The 15270-nt window shown below is 69.1% G+C and carries 15 protein-coding genes; 3 read left to right on the forward strand and 12 right to left on the reverse strand.

Annotated features, from left to right (window positions below):
• From E3T49_RS11410 to E3T49_RS11425, 4 genes are read right to left on the reverse strand one after another with little or no spacing between them, the layout of a single operon-like run.
• Positions 1-864: an aldehyde dehydrogenase family protein gene (locus E3T49_RS11410; protein WP_134425016.1), complete on the reverse strand. Its 864-nt coding sequence runs from the start codon at positions 862-864 to the stop codon at positions 1-3.
• Positions 861-2369 (reverse strand): aldehyde dehydrogenase family protein, encoded by a 1509-nt coding sequence (locus tag E3T49_RS11415; RefSeq protein WP_134425017.1) that lies wholly within the window; start codon positions 2367-2369, stop codon positions 861-863. The genes E3T49_RS11410 and E3T49_RS11415 overlap by 4 nt, the downstream gene beginning before the upstream one ends.
• 10 nt (positions 2370-2379) lie before the next feature.
• Positions 2380-3378, reverse strand: a complete 999-nt coding sequence (gene deoC, locus E3T49_RS11420) for a deoxyribose-phosphate aldolase (RefSeq protein WP_134425044.1) — start codon at positions 3376-3378, stop codon at positions 2380-2382.
• A gap of 47 nt (positions 3379-3425) precedes the next feature.
• Positions 3426-4376, reverse strand: a complete 951-nt coding sequence (locus tag E3T49_RS11425; protein ID WP_134425018.1) for a sugar-binding transcriptional regulator — start codon at positions 4374-4376, stop codon at positions 3426-3428.
• 118 nt (positions 4377-4494) lie between these two features.
• Here E3T49_RS11425 and E3T49_RS11430 point away from each other — a divergent pair, with 118 nt between their 5' ends.
• Positions 4495-5427 carry an ROK family protein gene (locus E3T49_RS11430; RefSeq protein ID WP_134425019.1) on the forward strand — a complete coding sequence of 311 codons (933 nt, stop codon included), beginning with the start codon at positions 4495-4497 and terminating at the stop codon, positions 5425-5427.
• 10 nt (positions 5428-5437) lie between these two features.
• Here E3T49_RS11430 and E3T49_RS11435 read toward each other — a convergent pair whose 3' ends face one another.
• From E3T49_RS11435 to truB, 5 genes are all read right to left on the reverse strand, one after another.
• Entirely contained in the window at positions 5438-6655 is a 1218-nt protein-coding gene (locus E3T49_RS11435) for an MFS transporter (protein WP_134425020.1), read from the reverse strand.
• A gap of 115 nt (positions 6656-6770) precedes the next feature.
• Complete coding sequence (locus E3T49_RS11440; RefSeq protein WP_134425021.1) at positions 6771-7700, reverse strand: bifunctional riboflavin kinase/FAD synthetase; 930 nt, start codon at positions 7698-7700, stop codon at positions 6771-6773.
• On the reverse strand, positions 7697-8164 hold the full coding sequence (locus tag E3T49_RS11445) for a hypothetical protein (RefSeq protein ID WP_420898546.1): 468 nt from the start codon (positions 8162-8164) through the stop codon (positions 7697-7699). Before E3T49_RS11445 ends, E3T49_RS11440 begins: the two co-directional genes overlap by 4 nt.
• A 55-nt stretch (positions 8165-8219) precedes the next feature.
• Positions 8220-8588, reverse strand: a complete 369-nt coding sequence (locus tag E3T49_RS11450) for a hypothetical protein (protein ID WP_134425022.1) — start codon at positions 8586-8588, stop codon at positions 8220-8222.
• The gene (gene truB, locus E3T49_RS11455) at positions 8585-9556 is read right to left on the reverse strand and encodes a tRNA pseudouridine(55) synthase TruB (RefSeq protein ID WP_134425023.1); all 972 of its coding nucleotides are present in this window, start codon (positions 9554-9556) and stop codon (positions 8585-8587) included. The genes E3T49_RS11450 and truB overlap by 4 nt, the downstream gene beginning before the upstream one ends.
• A 69-nt stretch (positions 9557-9625) precedes the next feature.
• Between truB and E3T49_RS11460 the strand changes: the two genes are divergently transcribed.
• Positions 9626-10630: a ketopantoate reductase family protein gene (locus E3T49_RS11460; RefSeq protein ID WP_134425024.1), complete on the forward strand. Its 1005-nt coding sequence runs from the start codon at positions 9626-9628 to the stop codon at positions 10628-10630.
• A 135-nt stretch (positions 10631-10765) separates the two neighbouring features.
• Here E3T49_RS11460 and E3T49_RS11465 read toward each other — a convergent pair whose 3' ends face one another.
• Positions 10766-11422 (reverse strand): nucleoside/nucleotide kinase family protein, encoded by a 657-nt coding sequence (locus E3T49_RS11465; protein ID WP_134425025.1) that lies wholly within the window; start codon positions 11420-11422, stop codon positions 10766-10768.
• A 97-nt stretch (positions 11423-11519) separates the two neighbouring features.
• Between E3T49_RS11465 and E3T49_RS11470 the strand changes: the two genes are divergently transcribed.
• The gene (locus tag E3T49_RS11470) at positions 11520-12461 is read left to right on the forward strand and encodes an HhH-GPD family protein (protein ID WP_241972790.1); all 942 of its coding nucleotides are present in this window, start codon (positions 11520-11522) and stop codon (positions 12459-12461) included.
• A gap of 115 nt (positions 12462-12576) precedes the next feature.
• Here E3T49_RS11470 and rbfA read toward each other — a convergent pair whose 3' ends face one another.
• Together rbfA and infB are read right to left on the reverse strand one after the other, a co-directional pair.
• A complete protein-coding gene (rbfA, locus tag E3T49_RS11475; RefSeq protein WP_134425026.1) occupies positions 12577-13113 on the reverse strand; it encodes a 30S ribosome-binding factor RbfA in 537 nt (178 codons plus the stop codon).
• A 99-nt stretch (positions 13114-13212) separates the two neighbouring features.
• Positions 13213-15270 (reverse strand): translation initiation factor IF-2 (infB, locus tag E3T49_RS11480; RefSeq protein WP_134425027.1); only part of this gene is annotated, 2058 nt, incomplete at its 5' end.

Here is a 15270-nt window from a genome sequence, read left to right on the forward strand (position 1 = left end):
CTAGATCAGGCCCTTGGTGTGCCAGATCGTCTTGGTCTCGGTGAACGCCAGGATGCGGGCGAGCGAGGGGCTCGCGGCATCCGGACCGTTCTCGGGCTGGAGCACCCGGGTGAGCGTCTCGGCCGCGTCGATCTCGAGGTGGATCCAGTCGAGGTCGCCGGCGCCGACCAGGTCGAGGGCGTTGACGTCGGCGTGGCTGGCCAGCCACGGCGCCATCTCGGCCGGAGACCCGGTGAGCACGTTGACCACGCCTCCGGGAACGTCGCTCGTGGCCAGCACCTCTCCCAGGCTGATCGCCGACAGCGGCATGGTCTCGTTCGCCACGACGACCACCGTGTTGCCGGACACCAGTGCCGGGGCGACCGCGCTGACCAGTCCGAGCAGCGAACCGCCGGTCTGCGGCGCGATGATGGCGACGACGCCCGTGGGCTCCGGCACCGACAGGTTGAAGTACGGCCCCGACACCGGGTTGGCGTTGCCGGCGACCTGCAGGTATTTGTCGGCCCAGCCTGCGTACCAGACCCAGCGGTCGATGGCCTCGTCGACCTGGGCGGCGGCGACCGCGACGCTCACCCCCTCCGATTGAACGATCTCCGCCGTGAACTGCGCCCGGCGCCCCTCGAGCAGTTCTGCGATGCGGTAGAGCACCTGGCCACGGTTGTAGGCCGTGGCCCCGGCCCAGCCGCCGAGGGCGGACCGGGCGGCGACGACCGCATCGCGGGCATCCTTGCGGCTGGCCTTGGCAGCATTGGCGAGGAATTCCCCGTCGTGGGACTGGATCGCATAGACCCGTCCCGATTCACTGCGCGGGAATTTGCCGCCGAGGTAGAGCTTGTACGTCTTGGGAACGGCGAGACGGGTCACTTCGCGGCCTTCTTTCGGGGAACGGCGGTCTTCTCCGCGGGGGGCACGGCGCGCGCGGCCGAACGGCCGGCGGCGGGTTTGAGATAGGCGGCGAGACCGTGGCGGCCGCCCTCGCGTCCGTAGCCGGATTCCTTGTACCCGCCGAAGGGGCTGGCCGGGTCGAACCGGTTGAAGGTGTTGGCCCAGATCACACCGGCGCGCAGCTTGTCGGCCACGGCCAGCATCCGGCTGCCCTTCTCCGTCCAGATTCCGGCGGAGAGACCGTAGGGCGTGTTGTTCGCCTTGGCCACGGCCTCGGCCGGGGTGCGGAAGGTGAGCACCGAGAGCACGGGGCCGAACACCTCGTCGCGGGCGATGCGGTGGCTGGTGGAGACGTTCGTGAAGATGGTCGGTTTGAACCAGAAGCCGGTCTCCGGCAGCACGCAGTCCGGGCTCCAGCGCTCGGCGCCTTCCTGCTCGCCGATGTCGGTCAGTTCACGGATGCGGGCCAGCTGCTCCGCGCTGTTGATGGCGCCGATGTCGGTGTTCTTGTCCAGCGGATCGCCGAGGCGCAACGTGGACAGACGCGCCTTGAGGCGCTCGATGACGTCGTCGTGGATCGACTCCTGCACGAGCAGGCGGCTGCCGGCGCAGCAGACGTGGCCCTGGTTGAAGAAGATGCCGTTGACGATGCCCTCGATGGCCTGGTCGATGGGGGCGTCGTCGAAGACGATGTTGGCAGCCTTGCCGCCGAGCTCGAGGATGACCTTCTTGTCGGTGCCGGCGATCGACCGGGCGATGGCCCGGCCGGCGCCGGTGGACCCGGTGAAGGCGACCAGGTTGACACCGGGGTGACCTACGAGGGCCTGGCCGGTGTCACGTCCCCCCGTGACGATGTTGACGACGCCGGCCGGCAGGTCGGCCTGCTGCAGGATCTCGGCGAAGAGCAGGGCGGTCAGCGAGGTGGTCTCGGCCGGTTTGAGCACGACCGTGTTGCCGGCCGCGAGGGCCGGGGCGATCTTCCAGGCGAGCATCAGCAGAGGGAAGTTCCACGGGATCACCTGGGCGGCGACGCCCCGTGCCGATGGCGTCGGGCCGACCCCGGCGTGGTCGAGTTTGTCGGCCCAGCCGGCGTAGTAGAAGAACCAGGCGGCGACCAGGGGCACGTCGACGTCGCGGCTCTCCTTGATCGGCTTGCCATTGTCGAGGGTCTCGGCGACGGCGAGCTCGCGGGCCCGCTCCTGCACCAGACGCGCGATTCGGAACAGGTATTTGCCGCGGTCGCTGCCGGAGAGCTTCGACCAGGTTTTGTCGTAGGCGCGACGAGCGGCGGCAACGGCCATGTCGACATCCGCCGCATTGGCGTGCGCGATCATGGCGATCTGCTTCTCGGTGGCGGGGTTGATGCTTTGGAACGGCTCCCCCCGACCGGCGACGAACTCGCCGTCGATGAAGAGTCCGTAGTCCGCACGAAGGTTCAGCACGGCCTGGGACTCCGGGGCCGGAGCGTAGTCAAGAAAGCTCATGGGGTAATCCTTAATCCATCGTCACGTAGTCGGGACCGGAGTAGTGCCCGGAGGTCATCTTCTGGCGCTGCATCAGCACGTCGTTCAGCAGGCTCGACGCCCCGAATCGGAACAGGCCGGGCGACAGCCATTCCTCGCCCACGGTCTCGGCGACGGTCACGAGGTACTTCGTGGCGTCCTTGGAGGTGCGGATGCCACCGGCCGGCTTCACGCCGACCTTCGCCCCCGTGAGGCGGTGCCAGTCGCGCACGACCTCCAGCATCGACAGGGTCACGGGCAGGGTGGCCGCGACGGGCACCTTGCCGGTGGAGGTCTTGATGAAGTCGGCGCCGGCCAGAATGGCCAGCCACGACGCGCGGCGCACGTTGTCATAGGTGTTCAGTTCCCCGGTTTCGAGGATCACCTTGAGGTGCGCGGCGCTGCCGTCGGGGCGGCGGCAGTTCTGCTTGACGGCCACGATCTCGTCGTAGACCTGAGCGAACCGCCCGGACAGGAACGCCCCGCGGTCAATGACCATGTCGATCTCGTCGGCGCCCGCGTCGACCGCGTCGCGCACGTCGGCGAGCTTGACCGCGAGGGACGCCCGGCCGCTCGGGAAGGCGGTGGCGACGGCGGCGACACGCACGCCGGCATCCGTGCCCCGGGAGTGCGCAGAGCCGAGGGCCGCGACGGCGTGCTTCACCATGTCGCCGTAAACGCAGACGGCGGCGACGCGCGGGCAACTGAGGTCGCCGGCGTCGGGGGTGAGGGCCTTGCCGACCAGTGACTTCACCTTGCCGGGGGTGTCGGCACCCTCGAGCGTGGTGAGGTCGATCAGGCTGATGATCTTGTCGATCGCCCACTTCTTCGAGCTGGTCTTGATCGAGCGGGTGCCGAGGTCGGCAGCGCGCTGCTCGAGGCCGACGGCGTCGATGCCGGGAATGCCGTGCAGGTAGCGGCGCAGGTTGGCATCCGTGGCTTCCCCGCCGATGAGCGCCAGGGCGCGCTCCCCGGTGTTCAACTGGGCCATAACCGAGTGGCTGGTTGTCATGAAGAGTCCTTGCGGTCGGGGTTCGGTCAGGAGTCGTCGCCGAGCACGGCGAGGGCGGTTTCTTCATCGGTGACGAGAACGGTGCACAGGCCGCTGCCGACGACGGCTCGGGCGATGGCGTGCTTGGAACTCCCGGCGATGACGGCGACCGCCGTTTTCGCGTGGCGGAGCTGCTCGAGTTGGATGCCGACGGTGCGAGAGTCGAGTTCGGGGTCGACGATGTTGCCGGTGCTGTCGATGTAGCGGCCGACGACGTCCCCCACGGCTCCCTTTCGGACCAGCTCGGCGATCTGCTCGGCGGTGAGGTAGCCGCTGTCGACGAGGGCCGAATTCTGGTCGGCCTGGCCGGCGCTGAACAGATAGGCGGATGCCGTTGCGCCCAGATTGAGCACGGCCGCGACGGAGCGATCGGCTTCGATCGCGTTCTTGGTCTCCAGATGCTCGAGAATGGCCGGGCTCGGCAACAGGGTCGCCGCGCCCGAACCCTTGTGGGCGATGGTGACGGCCGTGGCGGCCGCCGTGCCGGCCCGCCGGTTGAGGCTGACACCGCCGTTGATCTGCACGACGTTGACTCCGGTGGCCCACCCCTGGGCCACGTGCAGCGACACCTCGTGCAGGGTGCGGCCCCAGCTGATGCCGAGCGTACGCGGCACCGGGCGCAGGGCGGCGAGGTAGTCGGCGGCGGCCTGCGCGGTGCGGGACTGGAGTTCCTCGTCACCGGTGACGCCGGCGGAGGAGACGACGATGGCATCCGTCAGCCCGGTCTTCTCGCGCAGCCGGCGTTCGATGGAGAGACGGCGGGCGCGGGGATGCACGATCTCGATGCGGATGAAGCCGCTGGCCTTCGCCTGGGCCAGGAGCCGGCCCACCTTCCAGCGGGTCAGGCGCAGCACGGTGCCGATTTCGTCCTGCGTTTTGTTTTCCTCGTAGTACAACTCGGCCGCGCGAATAGACAATAGCTCGTCAGTGTCCGCCATGGTGCTCCGTCCGGTATGACCCCAGCCTAGGTCGCCGGTCTCCCCCGATCAACGGCTGTTGTTTATGTTGCTCACCTGAGCATGAGCAGCTGAACTCGGCACGCCCTAGGCTCGAAGCATGCTCCCCCGTTATGCTCTCGCCGTCGACCTCGGTGGTACCAAGGTCGAAGCCGCCCTCGTCGACGAGCGCGGCGCCGTGCTCGCTGCCAGCCGCCACCGCTCCCCCACCGGTCCACAGAGAACCGCCGACGAGTTGGCGGCCGCCGTCGAATCCGTGCTCAGCCGTGCGCACGCAAGCCTGCCGGACGGCGCTCCCCTGCTCGGCGTCGGCATCGGCACCGCTGGTCCGATCACGGTGGAGACGGGTCTGGTCTCCCCGCTGAACCTTCCCGCCTGGCGGGACTACCCCTTGCGCGACTTCGTGGCCGCACTCGTGCCGGATGCGCCCGTGCGCCTGCGCCTGGACGGCCTCTGCATCACGCTCGCCGAGCACTGGCTCGGCGCGGGGCAGGGTGCCGGCAGCCTGATGGGCATGGTCGTGTCCACGGGCGTGGGTGGCGGCCTGATCCTGGGTGGAACCACCGTTTCGGGTTCCAGCGGCAACGCCGGGCACATCGGCCACATCGAGGTCGGCGGGTTCGACGACCCCTGCGCCTGCGGCGGCACCGGATGCCTCGAGGCCGTCGCGTCCGGCCCGCGCACCGTGGCCTGGGCGCGCGCCCAGGGCTGGACGGGCCTCACCGGCGAGGACCTCTCGGCCGCGTACGCCGCCGGCGACCCGATCGCGGTCGCCGCGGTGAAGCGCTGCGGCCAGGCCATCGGCCAGGCGATCGCCTCGGCGACCAACCTCGTGGACCTCGACGTGGTCGCGATCGGCGGAGGGTTCTCACACGTGACACCTGACCTGTTCGACTTCGTGCGGGCAGCCGTCGCCGAGCGCACGGTGTTCTCCTTCGCGACCCGGGTGCGGGTCGTCGCATCCGCTCTCTCCGGCGACGGCCCGCTGATCGGCGCCGCAGCCCTGATCCACCGAGCCGACCTGGTCGCCTGAGGCCCGCCGGCTAGCGGGCGAGGTCGTCCTCGAGCAGGTGCGGGCGGGACAGCACGGCACCGGCGAAGGTGACGGCGAGGGCAGTTCCGATCAGGAAGACGAGGGGCCAGGTCCAGCCACCGGTCAGCTGGTGGAGCAGACCCACCGTGAGAGGCCCCAGGGCGCCGATCGTGTAGCCGACGCTCTGCACGAACCCGCTCAACGCCACGGACCCCTCATGCGTGCGGGTGCGGAGGTTGATCAGCACCAGAGCCAGCGGGAAGAACAGCGGACCAAGGCCGGCGAAGAAGACCCAGACGAAGGTCAGAACGGTCGGCGCCAGGAGCAGACCGAGGTAGCCCACCAGGAACGCGAGCACGCCGATGTAGACCAGCACCCCCACATTCTTCAGCCGCACGGTGAAATAGGGGATGACCAGGGCACACGGCAGGCCGACCGCCGCATACAGGGAGAGGAGGGTTCCGGCCTGGGCCGGCGTCACCCCGGCGGTCTGGATCAACAGCTGCGGCAACCAGGCGAACATCGCGTAGGCGTTGAGGGACGACGCGGCGAACACGACGGCGATGGCCCAGGCGACCGATGAATGCCAGATGCGGCCCAGCAGCGCCGGTTCCGCCTCCTCCGGCACGGGGCCGGCCACCCCCTGCGCCCGATGCCGCACCAGCATCGTGATCCAGGGCACGAGGGCGATCAGGGCCGGCAGCATCCACAGGCCGAGGGAGACGCGCCAGCCGGCGGCATCCGCGACCGGCACGGCCACGAGCGGCGGCAGCAGGGTGCTCAGGGACATCATGGTCACATAGAGGGAGGTGACCAGGCCTACTCGATCCGGGAAGTACTTCTTCACCAGCGGCGGCAGGAGCACGTTGCCGATGCCCAGTCCCGCGAACGTGATCACGCTGCCGAGGAGGAGCATGCCCACCGAACCGGACAGTCCGCGCACGGCATGCCCGGCCAGCATGGCGATCAGGGCCAGCACCAGAACCTGCTCCAGTCCCACCCGCCGGGTGAAGACGGGGGTGAAGATGCCGAAGACGGCGAAGCAGACCGGTGGCAGCATGCCCAGCACCCCGATGGCGACCGCTCCGAGAGGCACATCGACGCTGATCTGGGTCACGATCGGGGAGAGCGCCGCCACGGCCGTGCGCAGGTTGGCCGCGACCAGCAGGATGCCGACCAGCGCCAGGGTGCGGCCGGCCCACAGGGCTCGGGGCGCGGCATCCGTCATCGGGCAAGTCTAGGGGCGCGTCCACTCGAGCAACTGTTGCCGCATCGGACGACTGTTGCCGGTGTGCGGGCAACACTTGTCCGCTCGGGCAACAATTGCGGCCCGCGCTTGCCTGCTAGGCCAGGATGCCGCGGACCTTCGAGACGTCGTCGTGCATCTGCACGATCAGCGGCTCGATGCCGGTGAAGGCCACCATGCCGCGGATGCGCTCGACGAACTCCACCTCCACCACGTGGTCGTACAGGTCGATGTCCTGGTCGAGCACGTAGGCCTCGACCTGCTTCTGCGCCACACCGTCGAAGGTGGGGTTGTTGCCCACCGAGATGGCCGCCGGGTAGCGGATGCCGGCATCCGTCAGCCAACCGGCGTACACGCCGTCCGCGGGGATGAGCCCCTCGGACGCCGGGGACAGGTTGGCCGTGGGGAAGCCGAGTTCGCGTCCGCGTTTCGCGCCGTGCACGACCTCGCCGCGCAGGGTTGGGTGGTGTCCGAGCAGGGTCGTGGCCGCGCCGACCTCGCCACGGGTGAGCAGCTCGCGGATCCAGGTCGACGAGACCCGGCGCATCCGGTCCGGTTTCACATCGTCGATCAGTCGCACGGTGAAGCCGAACAGGTCCCCCAGCTCCTGCAGCAGGTGCACGTCGCCGGCACCGTGGGCGCCGAACCGGAAGTCGCGGCCCACCAGCACCGTGCGCGCGTGCAGCCCCTGCACCAGGATGCTCTCGATGAATTCCACGGGCGGCAGGGCGGCCAGCGCCGCGGTGAACTCGAGCACGAGGGTGGCGTGCACGCCGGTCTCGGCGAGCAGGCCCAGCTTCTGTTCGGTGCTGATCAGGGTCTGCGGGCACCGGGTGGGGGCCAGCACGGCGAGCGGATGCCGGTCGAAGGTCACGACCACCGAGGCCAGGCCGTTGAGATCGGCGACGCCTTTCAGCTCGTCGATCACCGCACGGTGGCCCGCGTGCACGCCATCGAACTTGCCGATGCTGACTGCGGAGGCCGGCCAGTCGGCGGGGATGTCGGCGACGCCGCGCAACACCTTCACGGGCGCGCCTTCCCGGTGCGGGACAGCCACCACATGCCCAGCAGCGGCAGCACCAGTGGAATGAACACGTAACCGCGGCCGTAGAGCGACCAGACCGAGTCGTGCGGGAAGAGTTCGGGATCGAGAAGACTCAGAGTGCCCACGACGAGCACGCCGACGAACTCGAAGCCGATCGTGATCCAGGCCACGCGACGCCAGCGTCCGCCGCTCTTGATCAGGGCCACCGTGGCGACGATGTAGACGACCGCTGCCAGCGCGGACAGCGAGTAGGACAGCGGGGCCTCGTCGAATTTGGCGACGATCTGAACGAACGAACGCCCCGTCGCCGCCAGGGCGAGAAGGCCGTAGACGGCAATCAGAAGCCGCCCGACGCCGGTCACGCGGGAGCTGCGAGCGGCCCCGGCGGCGGTCGACGCGGCGGTCGATTCGGGGGTGCTCGCGGGGGTGCTCGAAGGGGCGGTCATGGCTTCCTAATTATCGCAGCATCCGTGGTGCGTCGGATCACAGCGGTCACAGCGGTCACAGGCCCTGTACCGTCCAGATCTGCCACATGCGGTAGACCATCACGAACACGCCCAGGCCGGCGACACCGAGGATGACGGTGCTCCACCGGCTGCGCTCGATCAACGCCCAACCGACGGCGGCGACGGGAACCAAAATGGCGCTGATCAGATAGGTGTAGAACTCCAGCACGCTGCCGGTGGCGGTGTTGCCGGTGAACGGCGCGACGATGGCCACGACGAGCTGCACGATCAGCAGCAGCTCCACGAGCGCGGTGGCACCCATCGTGAGGTCGTTGGGCTTGCGGCCGGCCAGACCGAGAACGATGCAGAGCAGGCCGGCGACCCCGGCCACGCCGAGTTGCAGCCAGGTGAACCACTCGATCATTCGGCGGCCTCGTCGCGTGGGAAGTTGAGCAGGGACTTGGCGTGGTCGCCGCGGAATTCGACCAGACCGACCAGCCGGCCGTCCGGCGCGATCGCTGCGACAGGCCCGCCGGATCCGTCGTCGCCCTGCCCGGCGACCGTGCGGGACGCAGCATCCACCGCGATGCGCTTGCCGTGGCCGAGATCGATGGCCTGCTGCTCGGTGAGGTCGAGGCGTCCGAGGAGTCGGGTGGCTGCATCCGTCGGGCCGATCAGGCCGGCCGCGACGTCGAGCTCGGCCAGCGGCTGGGCCGCCTCGATCCGGAACGGGCCGATCCGGGTGCGGCGCAGGCTGGTGAGGTGGCCGCCGACCGCGAGGTCGGCACCGAGGTCACGGGCGAGCGCCCGGATGTACGTTCCCGACGAGCATTCGACCCGCACCTCGAGATCGAGGAACCCGTCGACCGTCGTCGTGGAGAGCAGCTCGAAGGTGCTCACGGTGACGGGCCGGGCAGGCAGGTCGACCGTTTCACCGGCGCGCACCAGGGCGTAGGCGCGCTTGCCGTCGACCTTGATGGCGCTGACCGAACTCGGCTGCTGGGCGATGTCGCCGGTGAGTGCGGCGATGCCGGCCGTGATGGCGTGCGGGCTGAGGGCGGCCACGACGGCGACGGATGCCCGTGTCAATTCTTCGCCCTCGGCATCATCGGTCGTCGTCGCGGCACCCAGCCGAATGGTCGCCCGGTATTCCTTGTCGAGGCCGACGACGTAGGTCAGCAGACGGGTGGAGCTGTTGATGCCGAGGATCAGCAGGCCGGTCGCCATCGGGTCCAGCGTGCCGGCGTGGCCGACCTTGCGGGTACCGGCCAGACGGCGGGTGCGGGCGACGGCGTCGTGGCTGGTCCAGCCCTGGGGTTTGTCGACCAGGAGGAGGCCGCTGGCGGTCGCGCCGACCTTGCCCTGCGCTGCTTGTTCATTCACTCTTGCCATGGTATCCGGCACCGGGTGTGAGCTTTCCCGCCGCGCCTCGGCGCTTCGTGCGCGACCTAGGCTGGAGGGATGAAGATTGCGGTGATCGGCGCCGGCGCCCTCGGCGGCACCTTCGCGACCCTGCTCGCCCGGGCCGGCCACACCGTGACCGTGACGGCGCGTGGGCCGGCGCTGGCGGTCATCCGGGCCGAGGGGATTTCCCTGACCGGGGCCTTCGGAGCCGCGCGAGGGCATCCCGTCGCCCTCGAACGCCTGGCCGAGACCCCCCAGCTCACGCTTGTCTGCACCAAAGCGCAGGATGCCGCCGCGGCCATCGGCGATAACGCCCGCGTTCTCGACGGCTCCCCCGTGATCGTCGTGCAGAACGGCCTCGACGGGGTGCGCACCGCGAGTGCGCTGCTCCCCCGCTCGGACTGCTTCGGAGCCCTGTCGATCATCGCGGCGAACTACGCCGCCCCCGGCCAGGTGACGGTCACGACCGCCGCTCCCACCTACCTGGGCCGGGGAACCGGGGTCGCGGATGCCGCGACCCTCGCCTGGCGGGACGTGCTCGCGGGCGCCGTGCCGACGCTCGCCCTCGACAACTTCGTCGGCGCCCAGTGGACGAAACTGGTCGTCAACATGCTCAACGCCCTGCCCGCGATCACCGGGATGAGCGTTCAGGAGGTCGTGGACCATGCCGGGCTCCGCCGCGTGATGACCGAGAGCATGCGCGAGACCGTGCGGGTGGGGATGCGGCGCGGGGTGCGCTTCGGAAACCTGCAGGGGCTCGGCGACGGACCGTTGCGCGCGTTCTCGCGGCTGCCGGCGGCGTTCGGCCAGGTTCTGCCCCTGCGGCTGCGCTCACGCATGGGCGACGTGCCCAATCTTGGTTCGACCCAGCAGAGCCTGAAGCGCGGGCAGCTCACCGAGGTGGACTTCCTCAACGGCGCCGTGGTGCGCGAAGCCGCCTTGGCCGAGGTGCGGGTGCCCGTGAACGAACTGCTGACCGCGCTTGTGCACGAGGTCGAGGCGCGCGGGGTGCCGCTGTCCACGTTCGACGTGCTCGAGCGTTTCGCGGGCCTCCGCCGCTGACCGCCGCGGCGCAGGTTGTGGAAGCGGGCGCACGGTAGAACGTGCGCCCGCTTCCACAACCTGCGCCGCGAGCAACTCGGTGGTCGAGCCTGCCGGTGGTCGAGCTTGTCGGTGGTCGAGCCTGTCGAGACCCGGTCAGCAGCTGTCGAGGAACACGCGGCGCGGGTCATCCGGATTGCTCACGTCGACGACCGCCGTGGCCCGGCTGCGCGGGCGCACCTCGCCGCGATACAGCCGGTCGGCCACCACGTGCTCGTTGACCGTGCCGGCCTCGTCGCCTTCGCCGGGGCCGAAGCGCACGGCATCCGCCTCGGTCTCCACCAGAACGCTGTACGACCACAGGTCGCGCAGCTCCTTACGATTCAGGTATTCGCCGTCGAGGATCAGCGTGGCGTCGGGCGGCCCGGTCAGCCAGGTGGGCTGGATCCAGGTGTCCCGGTCGGTGTCGAAGGCCCGCGTCACGAAACCGGCGCTCCCGCCCAGGCGGAACGGGTCCAGCAGCACGCGGCGCAGCAGCGAGAAATCGTAGAGGTAGCGCAGCAGGCGTTCGGGTGATTCCGGCCCGAAGCGCTCCTGTTCGGCGCGCGACCGCCGGAAATCGCGCAGCGAGGCCCGGAACACCGGATGCTCCCGCTCGTCGAACACGGCGGCCAGGTCGTCCGCGAAGGCTGCTCGCTCCGCGGCATCCGTGCCATCGATGGCGACGACCGTGCGACCGAGACCGTAGACGCCGAGGATTTCGGTCGAGAGCTCCCGCAGGAACTCAATCCGGGGAGTGGAGACAAACTTCATTATTCGAGCCTAGGTTAGAACGGTGAATGCCACCGTCACGGAACCAGCCTGTGCAGAGACCCGCCCCGTCGCCGAGTCGCCTGCCCTCAGCCTCGCCATCAACGCCTGGTTCGTGGGCAACGCGCGCGACCTGCCCTGGCGTCGGCACGACTTCGGCGCCTGGGGCGTGCTGGTGAGCGAGTTCATGCTGCAGCAGACCCCGGTCAACCGGGTCATCCCCCGTCTCGCGGAGTGGCTGGAGCGCTGGCCGACCCCCGGCGACCTCGCGGCAGTGCCTCCCGGCGAGGCGGTACGGGCCTGGGCGACACTGGGCTATCCGCGCCGCGCGCTCTGGCTCCATTCCGCCGCCGTGGAAATCACCCAGCGGCACGGCGGAGTGGTCCCGTCCGACATCGATGAGCTGCTGGCCCTCAGCGGGATCGGCGATTACACGGCCCGCGCCGTCGCCGCGTTCGCCTACGGTCTGCGGCATCCGGTCGTCGACACGAATACGCGACGCGTCATCGCGCGGGCCGTGGCCGGGCAAGCCGAACCGGCACCGCCCAGCCGCACCAGGGACCTGGACGCCATGGGGGCGCTGCTGCCTCTGCCACGGGGCGACGCCGCAATCTTCAACGCCGGAATGATGGAACTGGGCGCGGTGGTCTGCACCGCGAAGAACCCCCGCTGCGGCGACTGCCCGATCCAAAGCTCCTGCGCCTGGCGTCTCGCCGGTTACCCGGCCTATTCCGGCCCGCGCAAGGCCGTGCAGAAGAAGTTCGAGGGCAGCGACCGGCAGGTGCGCGGACTGATCATGGCCGAACTGCGGGCAACGCATCACCCGGTGACGGATGCCGAGATCACCGGCCTCTGGCCCGACCCTGCTCAGCGCGACCGGGCTTTGGCCGAACTGCGGGCAACGCATCACCCGGTGACGGATGCCGAGATCACCGGCCTCTGGCCCGACCCTGCTCAGCGCGACCGGGCTTTGGCCGGACTGCTGGCCGACGGCCTCGCCGTGGCCACCGGTCCCGGCCGGTACACCCTGCCGCACGAGTGACCCGCGCGCACGGGCCGCGCCCGGCGCACGACGAAGGCCGGGCCGCCCCGCATCCCCTCACGGGTGATGCCGGACGGCCCGGCCTACCGGCCACTGACCGGGGTGTGCTGCTGTGCTACTTCTGCGACTCCGCTTCGGCGGTGACTTCGGCGTGCTGGCCGGCCGCGGGGCCGTCCTCCGAGTCGTCGTCCTGGTCTTCGTCGTCGTCGTCGTCATCCTCGTCGTCGGCGTATTCGCGCGGCTTGACGTAGGGATCCTCGTCACCGGCGTACTTCGCCGTGCGGGCCTGTTCTTCGACCTGGGTGTCGCGCTCGCGCGCTTCACGGAGCAGGTCGTCGATCAGGGCCGCGTTCTCCGGGATGGCGTCCGCGATGAACTCGAGCGACGGCGTCAGGCGGGCGGTGATGTTCTTGCCTACCTCGCTGCGCAGCATGCCGGTGGCCGCCTTGAGCGCTGCCGCACTGTCCGCGCGTTCCTCCGCGGAACCGTAGACCGTGTAGAACACCGAGGCGTGCTGCAGGTCACCGGTCACCTTGACGTCGGTGATGGTCACAAAACCGAGCCTCGGATCGCGAAGGCCGCGTTCGATGCGCTTGGCCACGATGACCTTGATGCGGTCGGCCATTTTCCTGGCGCGTGCCGGATCTGCCATTGTCTTACTCCTATTGTCGAAAAACTTCCGAAGGTGCGGGCCCCGCCGCGTCCCTGTTCAGGAAACCCGGCGAAACCCGCACCCATCATCCGCTGGTCGTTAGACCCGCGGCTTTTCCTTCATTTCGATCGTCTCGATCTCGTCACCGATCTGGATGTCGTTGAACTTGCCCAGGCCGATACCACACTCGAAGTCCGTACGGACCTCGGTGACGTCGTCCTTGAAGCGGCGCAGCGACTCGATGCCCAGGTTGTCTCCCACGACGACGCCGTTGCGGATGACCCGCGCCTTGGCGTTCCTCGTGATGACACCCGACCGGACGATGACACCGGCGACGTTTCCGAACTTGGAGGAGCTGAACACCTCGCGAATCTCGGCGACACCACTCTGCACCTCTTCGAACTCGGGCTTGAGCATTCCCTTGAGGGAGTTCTCAATGTCCTCGAGCGCGTTGTAGATGACGGAGTAGAAGCGCACGTCGACGCCTTCACGGGCTGCGCGTTCGCGTGCCTTCGTGTCGGGGCGCACGTTGAAGCCGATGATGATGGCGTTGTCGACGGTGGCGAGGTTGACGTCGCTCTCCGTGACCGCACCGACACCGCGGTGGATGATGCGCAGCTGAACCGAATCGTCGACCTCGATCTTGAGCAGCGACTCCTCCAGTGCTTCAACAGCACCGGAAACGTCACCCTTGATGATGAGGTTGAGCGACTCGACCTTGCCCTCTTCGAGTGCACGGGTGAAGTCTTCGAGGCTGATGCGCTTGCGGGCCTTGGCCAGCAGGGCGTTCCGCTCGGCGGCTTCGCGCTTCTCGGCGATCTGACGTGCGGTGCGGTCTTCCTGGATGACCAGGAAGGTGTCGCCTGCACGAGGAACGCTGGACAGGCCCTGAACCTGGACTGCCCGGGACGGGGTCGCGGCGAGCACGGGCACGCCGTTCTCGTCTGCCATCGCACGAACGCGGCCGTAGGCCGTGCCCGCCACGATGGAGTCTCCGACGTGCAGGGTTCCCGACTGGATGAGCACGGTCGCCACGGCGCCGCGACCCTTGTCGAGGCGTGCCTCGATGGCAACGCCGCGAGCGTCCTTGTCCGGGTTGGCCCGCATGTCGAGGCCGGCGTCCGCGGTGAGCAGCACGGCGTTCAGGACTTCCTGGATGCCGGTGCCCTGCTTGGCCGATACGTCGACGAACATGACGTCTCCACCGTATTCTTCGGCGACGAGGCCGAACTCGGTGAGCTGCTGACGGACCTTCTGCGGGTTGGCGCCGGGCTTGTCGATCTTGTTCACTGCGACCACGATCGGCACGTTGGCGGCCTGAGCGTGGTTGAGCGCCTCAATCGTCTGCGGCATGATGCCGTCGTCCGCCGCAACCACGAGGATCGCGATGTCGGTGACCTGGGCACCACGAGCACGCATGGCGGTGAACGCCTCGTGGCCCGGTGTGTCGATGAAGGTGATGGCACGTTCGATGCCCTCGTGCTCGCTGATGACCTGGTAGGCACCGATGTGCTGCGTGATTCCGCCGGCTTCACCCGCGGCCACCTTGGCGTTACGAATCGCGTCGAGGAGCGCGGTCTTACCGTGGTCGACGTGACCCATGACGGTGACAACGGGGGGACGGGCGACGAGTTCCTCGTCGGTCTCGTCTTCCAGCTCCTGGTCGATGTCGATGTCGAAGCCGAGCAGGAGTTCGCGGTCCTCATCGTCGGGCGAGACCATCTGGATCTTGTAGCCGAGCTCGGAGCCCAGCACGTCGAACGTCGCCTCGTCGAGGGACTCGGTCGCCGTGGCCATTTCACCGAGGTGGAACAGCACGGTGACCAGGTTTCCGGGGCTCGCGTCGATCTTGTCGGCGAAGTCCGTGATGGACGCACCGCGGCGCAGACGCACCACGGTTCCGCCGTCGCCGCGGGGTACGCTCACGCCACCCAGCGACGGAGCCTCGCGCAGCTCGAACTCTGCTCTCTTCGTACGCTTGGACTTGCGGGCCTTGTTCTTGCCGCCACCGCGACCGAACGCACCAGCGGTTCCGCCACCGGGGCCGCGACCGCGACCACCAGCGCCGCCACCACCGGCAGGGCGGGGCGGGCCGAAGCCGGGGGCTCCGGCCGGGGCGCCACCAGGACGCTGGAAGCCGGGACGGGCGCCGCCGGC

Origin of the sequence: Cryobacterium cryoconiti (assembly GCF_004403065.1) — a bacterium.
GTDB lineage: Bacteria > Actinomycetota > Actinomycetes > Actinomycetales > Microbacteriaceae > Cryobacterium > Cryobacterium cryoconiti.

Coding starts and splice junctions, on each gene's coding strand:
- E3T49_RS11415 (WP_134425017.1), bottom strand. CDS start 2,369: ATGAGCTTTCTTGACTACGCTCCGGCCCCGGAGTCCCAGGCCGTGCTG.
- deoC (WP_134425044.1), bottom strand. CDS start 3,378: ATGGCCCAGTTGAACACCGGGGAGCGCGCCCTGGCGCTCATCGGCGGG.
- E3T49_RS11425 (WP_134425018.1), bottom strand. CDS start 4,376: ATGGCGGACACTGACGAGCTATTGTCTATTCGCGCGGCCGAGTTGTAC.
- E3T49_RS11430 (WP_134425019.1), top strand. CDS start 4,495: ATGCTCCCCCGTTATGCTCTCGCCGTCGACCTCGGTGGTACCAAGGTC.
- E3T49_RS11435 (WP_134425020.1), bottom strand. CDS start 6,655: ATGACGGATGCCGCGCCCCGAGCCCTGTGGGCCGGCCGCACCCTGGCG.
- E3T49_RS11445 (WP_420898546.1), bottom strand. CDS start 8,164: ATGACCGCCCCTTCGAGCACCCCCGCGAGCACCCCCGAATCGACCGCC.
- E3T49_RS11450 (WP_134425022.1), bottom strand. CDS start 8,588: ATGATCGAGTGGTTCACCTGGCTGCAACTCGGCGTGGCCGGGGTCGCC.
- truB (WP_134425023.1), bottom strand. CDS start 9,556: ATGGCAAGAGTGAATGAACAAGCAGCGCAGGGCAAGGTCGGCGCGACC.
- E3T49_RS11460 (WP_134425024.1), top strand. CDS start 9,626: ATGAAGATTGCGGTGATCGGCGCCGGCGCCCTCGGCGGCACCTTCGCG.
- E3T49_RS11465 (WP_134425025.1), bottom strand. CDS start 11,422: ATGAAGTTTGTCTCCACTCCCCGGATTGAGTTCCTGCGGGAGCTCTCG.
- rbfA (WP_134425026.1), bottom strand. CDS start 13,113: ATGGCAGATCCGGCACGCGCCAGGAAAATGGCCGACCGCATCAAGGTC.